This window comes from Streptococcus sp. HMSC076H09 (assembly GCF_001811765.1).
In the GTDB taxonomy this organism is placed as follows: Bacteria; Bacillota; Bacilli; order Lactobacillales; family Streptococcaceae; genus Streptococcus; species Streptococcus agalactiae.
In genome coordinates, this window is sequence record NZ_KV806589.1 from 44890 (window position 1) to 62668 (window position 17779).

Genomic DNA, 17779 nt, shown 5'->3' on the forward strand with positions numbered 1-17779 from the left:
TTGCAATTAACTTATTCGAAAATTTAAATCAAAATATCAAAAAAAGTACTCACCTTGATGAGTACTTAGGAGGTTTAATAAAAAGAAAAGTTTTTAGGATATACGTAGTATACCTGAGTTAACTTAAGAAAACCTAAACTACTATTTTTTAATGTCTAAAATGTCTCACGCCTGTGAAGATCATGGTCAAGCCATGTTTGTTTGCGGCGTCAATAGATTCTTGGTCACGAACTGAACCACCTGGTTGGATGATTGCTTTGATCCCTGCGGCAGCGATTTCTTCAATGTTGTCCGCAAATGGGAAGAAGGCATCTGATGCTAGAACGGCACCGTCAAGGTGGTCCTTAGCCTGCTCGATAGCAATCTTGACTGAGCCGACACGGTTGGTTTGACCTGCACCGAGTCCAAGCGTCATGTGATCGTTAGTAATAATAATCCCGTTAGACTTAACATACTTGATAGCCTTCCAGGAAAACTCAAGGGCAGTCGCCTCTTGTTCTGTTGGCTGGCGGTCTGTCACCACTTGCCAGTCAGATGGATTTTCAGCCACAACGTCTTGGTTTTGCACCAAAAGTCCACCAACTACGCCAGTGTACTCAGCTTCCACTTCGCTGGCAGCTTGGGCATCAAACGGCAACTCAAGGATACGCAAGTTTTTCTTTTTATTTGTGAGAATAGCTAGCGCTTCTTCTGAGTATGATGGTGCGATGATGATTTCCAAGAAGATAGGGTGCATCTTCTCAGCTGTCGCTGCGTCAACTTCACGGTTAAGGACAACAATTCCACCAAAGATTGAAACTGGGTCAGCTTCATAAGCGTAATCCCAAGCTGTCTCAATATCATCAGCTTGTCCGATACCACATGGGTTCATGTGTTTGAGGGCAACAACCGTTGGACTGTCTTTGAAATCGCGGATAATACGGATTGCTGCATCAGCATCACGGATATTATTGAAGGACAATTCTTTTCCATTGAGCTGTTTAGCTGAAGCGATTGAGTAGTCTGTTGGTAAGGCTTTTTGGTAGAAATCAGCGTCTTGTTGTGGATTTTCTCCGTAACGCATAGCCTGTTTAAGGTCATAAGTGATGGTCAATTTTTCAGGCTTAGCCTCTCCCACTTGAGCTGTGAAGTACTCAGCAATCAAAGCGTCATAGGATGCCGTATGACGGAAGACCTTAGCTGCCAAGCGTTGACGAGTTTCAAATGTCGTCTGACCAGCGTCAGCCAATTCTCCCAAAACAGTGGCATAGTCCGCTGGGTCAACCACAACGGTTACGCTAGCGTGGTTTTTAGCGGCTGAGCGAAGCATTGATGGACCGCCGATATCGATGTTTTCCACCGCCAAATCGTAGGTCACGTCTGGGCGAAGGATGGTCTCCTTGAAGGGATAGAGGTTGACAACCACGAGGTCAATCAACTCAATATTGTTGTCCTTAGCAGCCTGAAGGTGGCTGTCAGCGTCGCGACGAGCCAGAAGCCCACCGTGAATGTTTGGGTGGAGGGTCTTAACACGACCGTCCATCATTTCTGGGAATCCAGTCACATCGTCGATGGTAATGGTCTCAACACCAGCATCGTCAAGGGCAACCTTAGTCCCACCAGTTGAGATAATATCCCAACCCAAGTTTTTCAATTCTTTTGCAAAGTCAATAATTCCTGACTTATCAGAAACTGAGATTAAAGCACGTTTTCTTGTCATTGTTTTTCCTTTTATCAATTAAATTTTCGTTCCAGCTGAATCTACATACCAAAAATGCTCGCTATTTCTTTTACATTCTAAAGCCGGCACTCTCTTGGTAATTTTGATCTTTTTGATATTTCCATTTTCGTCATAATGATTAATCCAATCATATGGCTTATTGTAGTATTTCAATTTTCCACCACATTTTGGACAAGGAGTTATATGCAACTTTTCAATATTCAATCTTTTACCTACACCACTGATTGCATAGTTAAAACCCAAAGGATAGCGAGTTTGACTCTTAGTAATTCTTCGCAAAGAAAAAATAACAACTGAAAAAATAAACAAACCTAAAAAAATAAACAAATAAATTTGACTACCCTGGACATTGGGAATATTTCCATCAAAAGAATTTTTAGCCCAACTTATAATCGGTTTTAAAAAATTATAAAGGGGTAACAAACTTCCTATCGAAGTGAAGAAGCCAATCCAACTCAACACTGCCATTGTAATCGGACTTCTCCAAATAGGTTCAACATCATATTTAGCGACTGGTTGCTCTGCTTGAGAATTAGTAATATTAATTATTTGATCTCTACCAGCTGAATTGCCTGAACCAATATTATGTCCTCCATTAAAACTATTATTATTTGTCATATTCTTTTCTACTCTCCTTTATTTAGTATTCCATTCTTTCCTCTCCACTCCCAAGCTATCTAAAACAGCTGGATAGAGTTGATATTCAGTTTCGTGGATACGGGTTTCAAAGCTTTCTAGGCTATCATCTGCTAGGCGTGGCACGCGCACTTGTTGGATGACCTGACCGGTATCCACACCAGAGTCCACCCAATGGATGGTCACGCCAGACTGGTCAACACCAGCTTCCCAAGCATCCTCGATACCGTGGGTACCTGGAAATTCAGGCAGGTAGGCTGGGTGAATATTGATGATACGGCCCTCATAGGCTGAGAGTAAGGTTTCTCCAACAATCTTCATATAGCCCGCCAGACAGACCAAATCAATCTCGTGTTTGTCCAACAAATCAACAATGGCTTGCTCGTAAGCCGTCTTATTCTCAAACTCCTTGAGTTCAAAAGCGAAACTTGGAATGGCTAAGTTCTGAGCACGCTCTAAAACATAGGCATCACGATGATCTGAAAAGACAAAACTAACTTGAAACTGCTCTGCTATGACCTGAAAGTTGGAACCATTACCAGAAGCAAAAACAGCGATTTTCATATTCGATACAAAGGGATGATTCGGCTTGCCGAAAAATTTCGTAGAAAAATAGGAAAACGAACAACGACGCTTGCGTCTAAGTCGTTTTATCTTTTTTCCTAGAAATTTAATCCCGTGTTCAGTTAGGCAAACTAACTAAACACTCCTTTCTTATAAAATTTAGTGACTTATTTAATCACCACACTATCGTCTGCTTTCTTGATGATACGACCGATTTCATAGACTGGTTCGTCCAAAAGTTCTTTGACACGGTCAACATTTTCAGGGTTAACATCCAGCATAAGACCGACACCCATGTTGAAGATTTCAAACATTTCTTCGTGCTTGATGTCACCATATTTTTCAAGCGCCTTGAAAATCGGAAGTACAGGCACCTTATCCTCATCGATTTCCGCAGCCAAATCATCCGCAAACATACGAGGAACATTCTCGATAAAACCACCACCCGTGATGTGGGCGATACCGTTAACTAGTTCTTCCTTGATCAATGGCAGAGCTGCTTTAACATAGATACGAGTTGGCTCAAGAAGGACATCCTTGAGTTGTTTGCCTTCAAGCTCTGGAAGCACCTCATCACCAGTGTAGTCAGCAAAGACACGACGTACCAATGAATAACCATTTGAATGGATACCACTTGAAGCAAGTCCAAGAAGAATATCCCCTTCTTTTACCTTTGAACCGTCGATGATTTGAGATTTTTCAGCCACACCAACAGCAAAGCCTGCAAGGTCATAATCATCTTCGCCATACATACCAGGCATCTCAGCCGTTTCACCACCGATAAGAGCTGCGCTAGCTTGAACACAACCTTCAGCAACACCAGCGACAACCTGTTCCAATTTGGCAGGTTCGTTTTTACCAGTCGCGACATAGTCAAGGAAGTAAAGGGGCTCAGCACCTGCTGCAATAATATCGTTGACACACATGGCAACACAGTCTTGACCGATTGTGTCGTGCTTGTCGTACTTGATAGCAAGCATGAGTTTAGTTCCGACACCGTCAGTCCCTGAAATCAAGACAGGTTCTTTAACACCTGTTTGTGACAGGTCAAACATACCACCAAAGCCACCGAGAGCTCCCATGACACCAGCACGTTCTGTGCGAGCAACGTGTTTCTTGATACGTTCGACAACTTCGTAGCCCGCTTCTACATCAACACCAGACTGGGCATAAGCATTTTTTTCAGACATGTTTTCTCCTTATATAATTAGCAGAGCTTATTTCACTTTTTGAATATAAAAACTTGTTTTTTCTTCTAAACTTCTGAGGTATTCTTCTTCATAATCATAAAGCGGTGTTGGATAATGTCCATCAAAGTAAGCTACGCATAAACCACCATTTGGTGCTTTTGTTTCGAGTCCAATTGATTTAATTAACCCATCGATTGATAGATAAGTTAGACTATCTGCGCCAATAATATCACACACTTCGTCAACAGCGTGATTTGCTGAAATTAATTCTCGTCTTGTTTGAATATCAATTCCATAAAAACAAGGATACTTTAATTCTGGACTAGCTATAGCAACATGTACTTCAGTAGCTCCTGCTTCTCTTAATAATCCTACAATCCTTCTAGAAGTCGTTCCTCTTACAATTGAGTCATCAATCATAACAACGCGCTTTCCTTTGACAACACCAGATACCGCTGATAATTTCATTCGAACACCTTGTTCCCTTAATTCTTGTGTCGGTTGAATAAAGGTTCGCTGCGTATACTGATTTTTTACAAGGCCCATCTCATTTGGTAATCCGGATTCTTCAGCAAAGCCCATAGCAGCCGATAAGGACGAATTTGGGACACCAATTACAATATCAGCATCCTGTTTAAATTCTTGTGCAAGACGCTTTCCCATATTTTTTCGAGCCGTATGAACATTAACACCATGTATAGTTGAATCCGGCCTTGCAAAATAGACATATTCCATCGAACAAATTGCCAGTTGCGTTTCATCAGTATAACGATCACATTGAATACCACTATCGTCTATAAGAATAACTTCACCAGGTTCAACATCTCTAACCCATTTTGCGCCTACCACCTCAAAAGCACAGGTCTCACTGGAAATAACCCAGGCACCATTTTGCATTTGTCCAATTGACAAAGGACGAAAGGCATTAGGGTCAAGAGCAGCAATTAATTTATCTTCTGTCATCAGTAGATAGGCGAAACCTCCCTTTACAGTGCTTAAAGCTTCTTTTACCTTCCCCATAAAACTTGGGTTATGGCTTCGACGAATCAAATGCATTAAAATTTCAGTATCTGAGGAGGCATTGAAAATTGCACCTTGCTTTTCTAATTCTTTCCTTGAGGAAATAGCATTTGTCAAATTACCATTATGACATAAAGCAAATTGCCCATCATGAAATTTATAAAGAAAAGGCTGAATATTGCGAATATCTGCAGAACCTGCAGTAGCATACCGAACATGTCCAATAGCCGCATTCCCAGTTAAATTATCTAATTCAGATTGATTCTTAAAAACTTCAGAAAGGAGCCCAACATTTCGATAACCATAGAGTTTCCCATTATCATTTGAAATAATACCAGCTCCTTCTTGACCGCGATGTTGAAGGCTATGAAGCCCAAAGTAAGTGACTTGAGCTGCCTGAGGATACCCCCAGATACCAAAGACTCCACATTCTTCATTTAGAGATTTTACTTCGTATGTCATTCTTTTTTCCTAATTCTTTTTGTATCTCTTCTTAAGTAGCTTTGATGATTTTCTCAATTTTGGATCTGTCGTCATCAATGCCAACATTAAAATAGAAAATCTATCAAGCTAGCCATTGAACCTTAGTCTCAATGACTCCCAAATACCAATACGGCGGAAAGATACGGTTAAGCTCGCTTCGTTCAAAAGATAGCGAATTTCTATCTAACCTCGCCTTCACTAATTCAAGGCGAGGGCTAAAGCTAGGACAAAAGTCCTAAGCCTCCATATTTTTTATAATCTAGTTCGCAAAACGTAGGGGTTGAGTGGGCTCTAATTCGCTGATAAATCAACTCTTACAGCCCCACTCAACTGTGCGGAGGGGGACGACAAAATCGAATTCCTTTGGAATTACCGATTTTTGTCCCACTCTCACTTCCCTGTAAAGTATTTTACAGCACTTTCAAAGAGTTTTTGGTCTTTGTTTCCAGGGATATTTTGGAAGAGTCCGTCTTCCCAGCGTTCTGAGTGCCCCATCTTACCGATGATTTGACCATTCTTGCTGGTAATCCCTTCGATGGCATTGACAGAGCCGTTTGGATTGTATTTAGAATCCATAGATGGTTGTCCGTCAAAGTCCACATATTGGCTCCAGATTTGACCATTGTCTCTTAGCTCTGCAAATTCAGAAGCGCTGACAACAAATTTACCTTCACCGTGTGAAACTGGAATGGCATGAATATCGCCGACCTCAACTCCTGCCAACCAAGGTGAATTGGTATTTGCGATACGAGTCTCAACCATCTTTGCAACGTGCTGGTTAGCATCGTTATAGAAGAGGGTTGGACTTGTCTCACCAGCTTCCTCGAAGTTTCCGTATGGAAGAAGACCTGATTTAACAAGGGCTTGGAAACCATTACAGATACCGATGATAAGGCCACCTTTTTCGATGAAGCTGTCAATAGCTGCGCGAACCTTCTCGTTAAGCAAGATATTGACGATAAACTTAGCAGAGCCATCTGGTTCATCCGCTGCTGAGAAACCTCCAGCAAAGAAGATGATATTTGCCTTAGCAATATTAGCAACCATCGTATCAACTGACTCAGCAATAGCAGCCTCATTCAAGGTTACAAATGGCACCAAGTTGACGCTAGCTCCAACCTGTTCAAAGGCCTTAGCTGAATCGTACTCTGAGTTAGTACCAGGAAAGACTGGGATGTAAACTACTGGTTTTTCAATAATTTCCTTAGCCTTGATAACAACATCTGATACCACAGCAGGAACTTCCTCAATAGCATCTACCTGTTCAAACTCTGTTGGGTAAACTTCTTCTAATTTACCTTCGAAGGCTGATAGAAGGCTTGCACCAGCTAGGTCATTTCCATTGACAGTGACTGTAAAGTCTGCCTGAGTTTGACCGATCTTCACAACGTCAGCAATTTCCTCAACTGATGTAAAGACAAAGCCTCCGAGTTGAGCTGTCAAGCTGCTGTCAAGCTCTGCAATTTCAACAGAAGCACCGATACGGTTACCAAAAGTCATGAGAGCAAGACTTTCTAGGACACCACCGTATTTAACGGCTGAGGCAGCGGTAATCTTATGTTGAGCTTGAATAGCCTCAAACTGGCTAAAGTTAGCCTTGATAAGGTCAAAATCAATATCTTCTGAAATAGCTTGACCTGGAATGTAGTAGATATTCTCACCAGCCGCTTTAAACTCAGGAGAGAGAACCTTGCGGCTGTCCGCTGTTGTCACACCGAAAGCTACCAAGGTTGGTGGTACTGTCAATTCTTCGAAAGTACCAGACATAGAGTCCTTACCGCCGATTGATGGCAAACCAAATTGAATCTGAGCCTCAATAGAACCAAGAAGAGCTGATACTGGCTGACCAAAACGCTCTGCCTGTTTATCCATACGCTCGAAATACTCTTGGTAAGAGAAACGTGCACGAGACCAGTCAGCACCCGTTGCTACCAAGCGAGCTGTCGCTTCAATAACAGCATAGGCAGCACCGTGATAAGGTGACCACTCTGCAATATAAGGATTGTAACCTTGAGCCATAACAGATGCTGTTGTTGTCACACCATATTGAACTGGCAATTTTTGAACAGAACTTTCTGTCGGTGTGATTTGGTAACGACCACCGATTGGGTGGTTAACGGTTGAACGACCAACAGATGAGTCAAAGATAGTTTGAAGACCTTTTTGACTAGCGTGATTGAGGTCAGACAAGACCTTAAGCATATCTGCTTCAAGTGTCTCTGCTGATGTTGTGCGCGCTTCTGGAACTGTTAAGTCCTTGTCAACGACTTTGGCATCAACTACGACACGAACACCGTTGGTATCAAGGAAACAGCGTTCCAAATCAACAATTGTTTCACCATTCCAAGTCATGACAAGATTTGGTTTTTCAGTAACTGTCGCAACAACAACTGCATCGATATTTTCCTTGTTACAGGCTGCGATGAAGGCATCCACATCACTTGGACCAACAACAACTGACATCCTTTCTTGAGATTCTGAGATAGCAATTTCAGTACCATTAAGACCTTGGTATTTAAGTGGCACCTTGTCCAAATCGATTTCAAGACCATCAGCTAATTCACCGATGGCAACACAGACACCACCTGCACCGAAGTCATTTGATTTCTTGATTAGGCGAGTGACATTACCATCACGGAAAAGGCGTTGAATCTTACGTTCTTCGATGGCATTCCCTTTTTGTACCTCTGCGCCAGCTGTTTCCACAGATTCAACCGTTTGAACCTTAGATGAACCTGTCGCACCGCCGACACCGTCACGACCTGTTTTACCACCGAGCAAGACAACCACATCGCCTGCCTCTGGTTTTTCACGAACCACATTTTCCTTAGGTGCAGCACCAACCACAGCTCCAAGCTCCATGCGTTTAGCTACGAAGCCAGGGTGGAAGTACTCACGCACATAAGTTGTCGCAAGCCCAATTTGGTTACCATATGAAGAATAGCCGTGCGCCGCAGTCTTAGAAATAACCTGTTGTGGCAATTTACCAGCACGTGTTTCCGCAATCGGAGTCGTGATATCTCCTGCGCCTGAAATACGCATAGCCTGATAAACGTATGAACGTCCTGACAATGGGTCACGAATGGCACCACCGATACAAGTCGCCGCTCCACCAAATGGCTCAATTTCTGTTGGGTGGTTGTGAGTCTCGTTCTTAAACATGAGGAGCCAAGGCTCTTTCACACCATCAACATCTACTTCAATTTCAACTGAGCAGGCATTGATTTCATCTGAGACTTCCATATCGTCCAGACGACCATTGGCACGCTCATAACGACCAAAGATAGTCGCCATATCCATAAGTGTCTGCGGCTTTTCAGAACGACCAAGCTCATCACGCATGGCAATGTATTTGTCATAAGTCGCCTGCAATTGTTTTTGGAATTTAGAGGCCGAAAAATCAATGTTTTTCAATTCAGTTTCAAAGGTTGTGTGACGGCAGTGGTCTGACCAATACGTATCCAAAACTTTCAACTCAGTCTCAGTTGGCACACGCCCGATTGATTTGAAATAATCTTGGATGAAGAGAAGGTCATCGACCTCCATAGCCAATCCCTGCTCTGCCTTATAGGCTGCAAAATCGTCAGCCTGATAAGTTTCGAAGAAATCAAGATTAGAGATTGTCTTATCAGACACAGAGAAAGCCTGCACTTCAAGTGGCAAGGTAATATCCTTGAAACGTGAATCAACGGGATTCAAAAGATAGTTCTTAACGGCTTCAAGCTCTGCTTCTGCAATATCCTTATTGACCAAGTAAAGCTGAGCTGTATTGACCTTGACCTGACTGTCACTTCCAAGCAATAGCAAAGCTTCTTGCGAACTAGCAGCACGTTGGTCAAATTGACCAGGAAGCGCCTCAATGGCAAAGAAGGCAACCTTATCAAGCTCCGCAGTGATTTCAGCTTCTGTCAAAAGACGGTCTGTCACCTGCTCAGAGAAAATATGCTTCTCAGCACGCGCCAGCAAATCCTCAGCCAAATTGAAGACATCATAGACCTGCACGATACGCAAATCCTTCAAAGAAGCCAGTTGTAGATTATGCGTCAACTCTTTCACAAGACTAGCCGATTTAATGCCAAAGTCAGCCTTTTTCTCAACAAAAATACGTTTATTCATATAAGATACCAAGTCCGACAAGGGAGCGACTCGAAAATAGGAGGACGTCTGAAATTGAGATTTCAGTAAGCCCAATCTTTTTTCTGAGTTTCCCGAACGGATTCAATTCCTTCCTCTTCTAATTACAATGCTATCAACTTCTCAAGTACAACTTGATAGACATCGGTCAAGCTACCAAGATCCCTACGAAAAACATCCTTGTCCATATGATTACCATCAGCATCCCAGAGACGGCAGTTGTCAGGTGAGAACTCATCAGCCAAGATGATTTTGCCATCCTTGTCAAATCCGAACTCCAACTTGAAGTCAATCAAGTTAAGCCCAATCTGAGCAAACCAATCTTTCAAGAGTTCATTAATATGGCGAGTCTCTCCTTTCAGATAAGCAATCTCCTCATCATTAACAATACCCAAAAACTTCACATGCTCATCATTGATAAAAGGATCATTCAGATTATCATTTTTGTAGTAAAATTCCACGATTGGCGTTTCAAGAACGTGTCCTTCTTCCACTCCAAAACGTTTTGAAAATGAGCCTGCTGTCACATTCCGTAGCACCACCTCAAGTGGAATAATATCAACTTTTTTATTCAATTGTTCGTTTTTTGAAATTTGCTCAATATAATGTGTCACCACCCCAGCCATATTTAATTTCTCAAAAATAAGAGATGAAATCTGATTATTTAGTGCTCCCTTGCCATCAATAGTCTCCTTACGAGCTCCATTCAACATAGTAGCTTGGTCTTTATAGACCGTTCTAATCACATTTTCATCTTTTGTACTATAAATATCTTTCGCTTTTCCTGTATAAATAAGCTGGTTAGTCACTTGATTATTCGCCTTTCTCTTATTTTAAGAGTTATTCTAACACACAACATTATCTAATACAACAAAAACTTTATTTAAAATCAAAAAAAAGAAGAAACGTTCGTATTTTCTTCCTTTTTATTATTACTTATGTTCAATGATATAATCTAATAGTTGTTGGACGCTTGACATGTGTTCGACAGCCTCATCTGGAATCTCTAGATGAAACACATCTTCCAAATTGATAATAAACTCTGTTAAAGCGATAGAGTCAATTGCTAAATCATCATGTAACGATGACTCTGGTGTGATATCTAACTGTGGGTCACCAAGTTGCTGCCTTAATAATTCCAGCATCTTTTCAAAAACTTCATCTCTTGACATGAGTTCACTCCTATTCATCTGTAAAGGCATCAACTAATTGATCAACTACTTGAGTTTCCAACATTGTACGAACTTGCTTCAAAGTAGAATAAACAGCTTTAGAATCACTTGATCCATGGCATTTTACTATTGGAGCTTTTAAACCAAAAAGAACCGCTCCACCCGCGCTTGAATAGTCCATACTATCTTTTAGCTGATATAGGCTATCTTTTAATAGAAGTGCTCCTAATTTAGCTTTCACGCCACCTGATTTAATTGAAGATTTTAGGCTTCCCATAATACTCATAGCTGTACCTTCCATTGTCTTTAGAACAGCATTTCCAGTAAAACCATCAGTGACAACAACATCTGCTACACTAGACATCAAATCACGTGCTTCAATATTTCCAATAAAATTAATAGAAGGCTCTGCTGCTAACAGTTCATAAGCTTCTTTATGAAGAGAATCGCCTTTTGTTTCTTCCGTTCCGTTATTTAAGAGACCTACACGAGGAACTTCAATACCACGGACATTTTTTGCATAAAACGACCCTAAAATAGCATATTGATGAAGATGAGAAGCTGTGTTTTCTGCATTAGCTCCTAAATCAAGCATATCAAAACCCACACCATCTAACGTAGGCATAGTTGACATTAAGCCTGGTCGATCAACACCTTTTATACGTCCTACTACAAACAAACCAGCAGCTAATAAAGCTCCTGTATTCCCTGCAGAAATAAAGGCCTGTGCAACACCATCTTTGACTGCCTTAGCTCCTAAGACCATCGAAGACTGTTTTTTACGACGAACAGCTTTAGCAGGCTCATCATCAGAATTAATTTTTTCTTCAGTATGAATAATACTAACTCGCTCCGTTACTGTTAAATATTTCTCAATTTTTTTCTGATCGCCATAGAGTTGTACTTCAATATCACTAAAATCTGAAATAGCTTGATTAACACCCTCTACAATAGCTTTGGGAGCGTAATCTCCACCCATAGCATCTATAGCAATTTTCTTCATGAATGAACTCCTCATAAAAACTTAGTGGCTATATTATAGCACGTTTCTTTATTTTTTTCACAAGAAGGCAATAATAGCTAATATCTAACAGATACTCTCACGCTTTCCAAAGAAAAGTATGCTAAACAACCTACTAATATCAAAGAACATAGTACTCCCCCTTCAAAACCAAAATCCCCACCATTCCAAAGAGCAAAGCTAGAATTTTCAGTAATTCTAAAAAGAGAAACAGGAGAATCCCCCCCACTAACCTTATTACCTAATACACATCCCATAGTAAAATTCCATGTAGTATGAACTCCTGTAACAAAAAGAATATTTTTGGTCATATTAAAAAGAATAGAAAAAATAATACCAAGTAAAAATAAATTAAAAAGTGCTATTGCTGTGATACCATAGTTTCTAAAGTGGATAAAAGAAAACAACATAGAATTACATAAAACACCTGCAAAACTACCTTTAAATTTGGTAACTGTTGTCATAACATATCCTCTAAATAAAATTTCCTCTGTCAAGCTTTGGATAAAGTATGCAAGAAATAAAAAGAAAAAAGGTCCAAAAGAAAAGGAATTGCTGGAAGAAATTTCCACAAAACCTGATAACCAGTGGCAAATATAAATAAAAAACATCAGTAAACTACCAGTAATAAATCCTGAGATCGTTGTTAAAACATTATTATCTTTAGTAAATCCCAAGGAAGTAAAATCCCTTTTTTGAAAATAGATTAAAAATAGTAAAATACTTGCCAAAATAGGAACAAATAGTAAAAGCGCAATGTATAAATTGAATTTATAATCATCAGGTAGCAATTTTACTACAAGGCGTCTACTTACAATGATGCCGATAACTTGAATTAGAACTGCACCAATAACTGGCACAAACCAGTTAGCAAAAAAGAGTTTATTGGTAATGTATAATGTTTTTTTCATCTCAAATATCCTAAAAATTAATTCCATATTAGTTTATCCTAATATTAAAAAAAAGAACATGACACTAATGTCATGTTCCTCTTTACAACTTAATCTGATTTCATAATACTTCCCCAACTAGACAAATCATCAATAAATTTTTTACTTTTAAGATGAATCCCTACATATTCATCGTAAATCATGTCCAAAAATTGACGAATTTTAAGTTTCATCTCAGGTTTCACAGAAATTGTTTGTAAATCATCAAATTGAATTGACTGAAAACGATTGATTAAGTACAGCATATTAGGATCTAGGTGGTTTCTTCTCTCGTCTTTATAATAATGGTTTGGACATAATAATCCAGAATATTTGTGTGAAAAATCAAAAGGTAATCCTACCCTATGACAAAAAACACAATCATGAAAATTTAAAGCAACACCGAACCTCTCTAGTAGTTGTACTTCAAAAATATTCGTTAGAATCTCATAATCTAAACCGTCCTCAATCAATTCTAACGTTTTCTTTAGGAAAATAAATAATTGAGCATCCGCTACATTATCACTAATAGCCACATCAGCCAAAGAAGTAATATAACTCGCATATGACAACTTAAACAAGTCTGAATTGGTTTCTTGAAATGCTAAAACTTCTTTATAATCATCAATATAAGAAAGACCATTATCATTAATTTTTAAAATAAAATGAGCAATAGTCAAAGGTTGGAGCACAGCATTGAATTTTGACTTTGAAGCATGCTTTACAAAAAACATCCTTTTCCCCTCAGTCTCCGTAAAGATTTTAACTAATTTATCATCTTCACGATAATTACGATTATACAAAACGAGACCGTATGTTTGACTAACCCTCATATGATTCCATAAAAACTTTCAATCTAGCCATTGCTGTTTCAATAACTTCCATACTAGCAGCATAAGAAAGACGTATATATCCTTCACCATATTTACCAAAAGCCACTCCTGGAATAATAGCTACAGCTTGTTGATAAGCAAAATCCTGACAAAACTTGAAAGAATCCTGTGGATAGCTATCAGGTATTTTAGCAAAGATATAAAAAGCGCCACTCGGTTTAATTATTTTGAAACCAAGTTTAGACATTTTATCAATGATATAATCTCTACGTTTAATATATCCTTGACGCATAGGTAACGTATCATTTTTACCCACAGATAAGGCTTCTACCCCAGCAAATTGCGAAATAGTACTAGCAGCTGTCACCATGTATTGATGACTTTTAATGATTTGAGCAATAAATGCTTCAGGAGCATACACCAATCCAACTCTCCAACCAGTCATAGCATGTGATTTTGATAAGCCATTAATTAAGATAGTTTGGTTAGGTAAATATTCTGCAATTGAAACATGCTGCTGACCAGTGTAAGTTAACTCAGAATAAACTTCATCACTAATAACAAAAATATCATATTTTTTAAGGACTTCAGCTAATGCAGCAATTTCTTGCCTTGAATAGGTAATACCTGTAGGGTTAGTAGGATAATTAAGTAAAACAGCCTTTAATTTTTCACCTTGTTGGATAATAGCCGTTTCTAACATTTCAGGAGTTAGTCTAAAGTCATTTTCTCTAGTATCAATTTCTACGATATCAGCTCCTACAAGGTTAACTATTGGCTCATATCCTGGATAAGCGGGGGCAGGTAATAGAACAACATCACCAGCTTCTAAAATAGCTATAAGAGATGCAGACAGAGCTTCTGTGGCACCTATCGTAACCAAGATCTCACAATCAGGATTATAAGTAAGATTATATTTATCCTTTGCAAAATCTGCAGCAGCTTGCCTTAGAGCTAATAAACCGCTCATACCAGTGTAATACGATTGATTCGCATCAATAGCTGATTTAGCTGCTTCTTTAACATGATCAGGAGTGGTAAAATCTGGTTCTCCAAGAGTTAATTTTACCATTCCAGGTATATCTGAAATAGATTGATCAAACTGACGAATTAAGGAGACCTCTATTCTATCTAAGTACTTATTAAATCGTTTCTCTAATGTCATCATAACCTCCTGATAAGAAATAATATATTTAATTATACAAGAAAAATAATTTGTGTCCAGTTTTCCGTCATTAAATGATAAAAAACCTGTTAATAACAGGTTTTTTGTCATTTTAGTTTATTCATTTCAAATAATGGTGATAAAGGACGTTTCTCGTGAATACGGATAATAGCTTCACCAATCAATTCCGCAATTGAAATTTGTTCAATCTTATCAATCAAACGTTCTTCAGGGAGGTAAATCGTATCTAACACAATTAATTTTTCAATAGCTGAATTTTGAATATTATCCAAAGCCGGCCCTGATAAAACAGGGTGAGTACATGAAGCATAAACCGCTGTTGCCCCTGCTTCAGCTAAAGCGTCTGCAGCATGGCAAATAGTACCTGCAGTATCAATCATATCATCAATTAAAATACATTTTTTACCTTTGATATTACCAATAATATTCATTACTTCAGATGTATTCATTTTAGTAACACTACGGCGCTTATCAATGATAGCAATCGGTGTCTTTAAACACTGTGCCAGCTTACGTGCACGTGTTACGCCACCATGATCAGGACTAACGACAACAACATCATCACCAACCAATCCCTGACGATCAAAGTAATCTGCAATAAGGGGAGCCCCCATAAGGTGATCAACGGGAATATCAAAGAATCCCTGAATTTGAGCTGCATGTAAATCAACTGTTAAAAGACGATCAACACCAGCAACTTCTAGCATGTTCGCAACGAGTTTCGAAGTAATAGGTTCACGAGAACGTGCCTTGCGATCTTGACGAGCATACCCATAGTAAGGCATTACCACACTAACAGACTCCGCACTAGCACGCTTTAAAGCGTCAACCATAATTAAAATTTCCATCAAATTATCATTAACTGGTGAGCTTGTTGATTGTAAAATAAAAACATGATGGCCACGAATAGACTCTTCAATATTAACTTGAATCTCACCATCAGAAAATTGGCGAACTGTCGATTGACCTAGCGGAATTCCAATCGTCTGAGACACTTTTTTCGCTAGTTCTTTGTTTGATGACAGTGCAAACAATTTTAAATTAGAATAAGACATGATTTCCTCCAAAACTTTAGTCCTATACCATTTTAACGCTTTTTACACAATTTTTCAATCCAAAATAAACCATACCTAATTAATAAACAAAAAGGAGACCACGAAAGATCTCCTTAGTATTCATTAATTTGGGTAAATATAGTAAACAGAGCCAGAAGCACTAGGGTTAAATGAACCACGGTAATTGCCAATACTCATATTTCCAGCATAGTTTGATTCCATAACTTGGATAGATGAATTGTTAGCCACTGACGTTACTACTGCAACGTGCCCGTAACCACCACCATCATATGGCCAAACAGCTACTGCACCAACACGAGGGGTAGTTCCTACAGAATAACCAGCTGCACGTGCACTAGCACCCCACTGATTAGCATTTCCCCAATAGTTACCAACCCAAGAAGCCATTGACTTAGCTCCCCAAGTACATTGTCCCATTGGGTATGTGTTACTTGAATCATAACTTCTGACAACAGGTTTTGATACCGCTCTAGGTGTTGAAGAAACAACTGCTTTAGGTGCTTCAACTGCTTTAGTTACTACAGAAGGTTGAGTAACTTTTGGCTCATTAGTAGCTGTAGCTGTAGTTGTAGCAACAGTAGTTGCCGAAGAAGTAGCCGTAAGATTAGAAGGCTTTATTTCAGTTCTCGGTTGTGTTTGAACTGTTTCAGTAGGAGCTGTGGCAGACTCAACTTGTGCTGCTGCCTGTGCTTTTGCTACAGACTCAGCTTGTGCTTTCGCTTCAGCTTGTGCTTTCGCTTCAGCTGCTGCTTGTGCTTCAGCTGCCTTACGCGCAGCTTCCTCAGCTTGTGCTTTTGCCTGAATTAAAGATGCTTTTTCATTTTGGACTGTAGTCAATTGAGCAGATAACTCTAATTGAGCTGCTTCTAATTGTGCTCTTTGTGTTGCTAAGGCTGCTTTATTATTTTCGATAGCTTGCTTGTTAGCTGCTACAGTATTTATAGCATTTTGATTTTCAATTTGTTTAGCTTCTAAGGCCGCTTTGTCAGCCTCTTGTTGTGCTAACATCTTTTCATTAGCTGAAACAACCTCACGAATAGCAACAACACGATTAACAGCATCAGATACTGATTTCGAATTTAAAATAGTATTAATATAGTTAGTCAAGTTACCCTTTTGAGCACTACGAACTTGCTTTTTCAAAGATTCGTTACGTGCAACAATTTTATTAGAAAGAGTTTGAATCTCTTGACCTAACTGCTGAGATACAGCCTCAAGTTGAGCATTTTGCGCTTCTAATTCTGATTGTTGAGACTCTAAAGCACCAACTTGTCCTTTAATAGCAGTCACCTGGTTTTGTGCTGCTGCTTGTTGCCCTGATAAAGTATTGATTACTGAATCAGTAGCAGCAATTTTCGAGTCAAAGTCATCAGCGTTTACTGTTACGGCAGCAGTTCCAAGAGTTACTCCACTCACAAGGACTGCTGATAATATTCTTTTTTTCATTTTTATTAAACTACTCCTTTACGATAAGACATTAAATATTTTACCAAAAAATTCACGAAATTATATTACGTCATTGTTACATTTATATTTGAAATCAACTATTTCTAAATGAACCATAATCAAATCTAGAAAACGATAACCTTCTTCTATTCACTCTATCAATATAATTACTCCATAGTGAAACTAAAAGAGAAATAAAAAAAGAGTATAATTACTCTTAAAATTATAATATTTACGGAGAATAAGGGATTCGAACCCTTGCGCCAGTTACCCGACCTAACGATTTAGCAAACCGTCCTCTTCAGCCTCTTGAGTAATTCTCCAAATTAATATTAATGGGCACGAGTGGACTCGAACCACCGACCTCAC

General features: G+C 39.2%; 14 protein-coding genes and 1 tRNA gene. All 15 read right to left on the reverse strand.

Features of this window, described 5'->3' with window-relative positions; all coding sequences use genetic code 11:
* Positions 1-148: 148 nt before the first annotated feature.
* Positions 149-1699, reverse strand: coding sequence for a bifunctional phosphoribosylaminoimidazolecarboxamide formyltransferase/IMP cyclohydrolase (gene purH, locus HMPREF2818_RS01070; RefSeq protein ID WP_000197236.1), 1551 nt, complete (start codon positions 1697-1699; stop codon positions 149-151).
* Between the two features lie 18 nt (positions 1700-1717).
* The gene (locus tag HMPREF2818_RS01075; RefSeq protein ID WP_000183891.1) at positions 1718-2338 is read right to left on the reverse strand and encodes a hypothetical protein; all 621 of its coding nucleotides are present in this window, start codon (positions 2336-2338) and stop codon (positions 1718-1720) included.
* 18 nt (positions 2339-2356) lie between these two features.
* Positions 2357-2920, reverse strand: a complete 564-nt coding sequence (purN, locus tag HMPREF2818_RS01080; RefSeq protein WP_000686116.1) for a phosphoribosylglycinamide formyltransferase — start codon at positions 2918-2920, stop codon at positions 2357-2359.
* 167 nt (positions 2921-3087) lie between these two features.
* Positions 3088-4110, reverse strand: coding sequence for a phosphoribosylformylglycinamidine cyclo-ligase (purM, locus tag HMPREF2818_RS01085; RefSeq protein WP_001291337.1), 1023 nt, complete (start codon positions 4108-4110; stop codon positions 3088-3090).
* 27 nt (positions 4111-4137) lie between these two features.
* Positions 4138-5592, reverse strand: coding sequence for an amidophosphoribosyltransferase (gene purF / locus HMPREF2818_RS01090; protein ID WP_000220683.1), 1455 nt, complete (start codon positions 5590-5592; stop codon positions 4138-4140).
* A gap of 411 nt (positions 5593-6003) precedes the next feature.
* The gene (locus HMPREF2818_RS01095) at positions 6004-9729 is read right to left on the reverse strand and encodes a phosphoribosylformylglycinamidine synthase (protein WP_001042254.1); all 3726 of its coding nucleotides are present in this window, start codon (positions 9727-9729) and stop codon (positions 6004-6006) included.
* A 122-nt stretch (positions 9730-9851) separates the two neighbouring features.
* On the reverse strand, positions 9852-10556 hold the full coding sequence (gene purC / locus HMPREF2818_RS01100) for a phosphoribosylaminoimidazolesuccinocarboxamide synthase (RefSeq protein ID WP_000184494.1): 705 nt from the start codon (positions 10554-10556) through the stop codon (positions 9852-9854).
* 123 nt (positions 10557-10679) lie between these two features.
* Positions 10680-10919, reverse strand: a complete 240-nt coding sequence (locus tag HMPREF2818_RS01105; protein ID WP_000085641.1) for a phosphopantetheine-binding protein — start codon at positions 10917-10919, stop codon at positions 10680-10682.
* Positions 10920-10929: 10 nt separating this feature from the next.
* On the reverse strand, positions 10930-11922 hold the full coding sequence (gene plsX / locus HMPREF2818_RS01110; RefSeq protein WP_000716823.1) for a phosphate acyltransferase PlsX: 993 nt from the start codon (positions 11920-11922) through the stop codon (positions 10930-10932).
* A gap of 77 nt (positions 11923-11999) precedes the next feature.
* A complete protein-coding gene (locus tag HMPREF2818_RS01115; protein WP_000420128.1) occupies positions 12000-12878 on the reverse strand; it encodes a CPBP family intramembrane glutamic endopeptidase in 879 nt (292 codons plus the stop codon).
* Positions 12879-12940: 62 nt separating this feature from the next.
* On the reverse strand, positions 12941-13702 hold the full coding sequence (recO, locus tag HMPREF2818_RS01120; protein WP_001266275.1) for a DNA repair protein RecO: 762 nt from the start codon (positions 13700-13702) through the stop codon (positions 12941-12943).
* Positions 13692-14867, reverse strand: coding sequence for a pyridoxal phosphate-dependent aminotransferase (locus HMPREF2818_RS01125; RefSeq protein ID WP_000171453.1), 1176 nt, complete (start codon positions 14865-14867; stop codon positions 13692-13694). The genes recO and HMPREF2818_RS01125 overlap by 11 nt, the downstream gene beginning before the upstream one ends.
* Positions 14868-14974: 107 nt before the next feature.
* Positions 14975-15943, reverse strand: a complete 969-nt coding sequence (locus HMPREF2818_RS01130) for a ribose-phosphate diphosphokinase (RefSeq protein WP_000122450.1) — start codon at positions 15941-15943, stop codon at positions 14975-14977.
* A 123-nt stretch (positions 15944-16066) separates the two neighbouring features.
* On the reverse strand, positions 16067-17410 hold the full coding sequence (gene pcsB / locus HMPREF2818_RS01135; RefSeq protein WP_000746078.1) for a peptidoglycan hydrolase PcsB: 1344 nt from the start codon (positions 17408-17410) through the stop codon (positions 16067-16069).
* Between the two features lie 235 nt (positions 17411-17645).
* Positions 17646-17733 (reverse strand) — tRNA-Ser (locus HMPREF2818_RS01140).
* Positions 17734-17779: the final 46 nt, after the last annotated feature.

Bases quoted from the DNA above. Each gene is read 5' to 3' on its own strand.
- HMPREF2818_RS01095 (WP_001042254.1), bottom strand. From the start codon at position 9,729: ATGAATAAACGTATTTTTGTTGAGAAAAAGGCTGACTTTGGCATTAAA.
- pcsB (WP_000746078.1), bottom strand. From the start codon at position 17,410: ATGAAAAAAAGAATATTATCAGCAGTCCTTGTGAGTGGAGTAACTCTT.
- recO (WP_001266275.1), bottom strand. From the start codon at position 13,702: ATGAGGGTTAGTCAAACATACGGTCTCGTTTTGTATAATCGTAATTAT.
- purH (WP_000197236.1), bottom strand. From the start codon at position 1,699: ATGACAAGAAAACGTGCTTTAATCTCAGTTTCTGATAAGTCAGGAATT.
- HMPREF2818_RS01105 (WP_000085641.1), bottom strand. From the start codon at position 10,919: ATGTCAAGAGATGAAGTTTTTGAAAAGATGCTGGAATTATTAAGGCAG.
- purF (WP_000220683.1), bottom strand. From the start codon at position 5,592: ATGACATACGAAGTAAAATCTCTAAATGAAGAATGTGGAGTCTTTGGT.
- HMPREF2818_RS01115 (WP_000420128.1), bottom strand. From the start codon at position 12,878: ATGGAATTAATTTTTAGGATATTTGAGATGAAAAAAACATTATACATT.
- plsX (WP_000716823.1), bottom strand. From the start codon at position 11,922: ATGAAGAAAATTGCTATAGATGCTATGGGTGGAGATTACGCTCCCAAA.
- HMPREF2818_RS01130 (WP_000122450.1), bottom strand. From the start codon at position 15,943: ATGTCTTATTCTAATTTAAAATTGTTTGCACTGTCATCAAACAAAGAA.
- purN (WP_000686116.1), bottom strand. From the start codon at position 2,920: ATGAAAATCGCTGTTTTTGCTTCTGGTAATGGTTCCAACTTTCAGGTC.
- purM (WP_001291337.1), bottom strand. From the start codon at position 4,110: ATGTCTGAAAAAAATGCTTATGCCCAGTCTGGTGTTGATGTAGAAGCG.
- HMPREF2818_RS01075 (WP_000183891.1), bottom strand. From the start codon at position 2,338: ATGACAAATAATAATAGTTTTAATGGAGGACATAATATTGGTTCAGGC.
- HMPREF2818_RS01125 (WP_000171453.1), bottom strand. From the start codon at position 14,867: ATGACATTAGAGAAACGATTTAATAAGTACTTAGATAGAATAGAGGTC.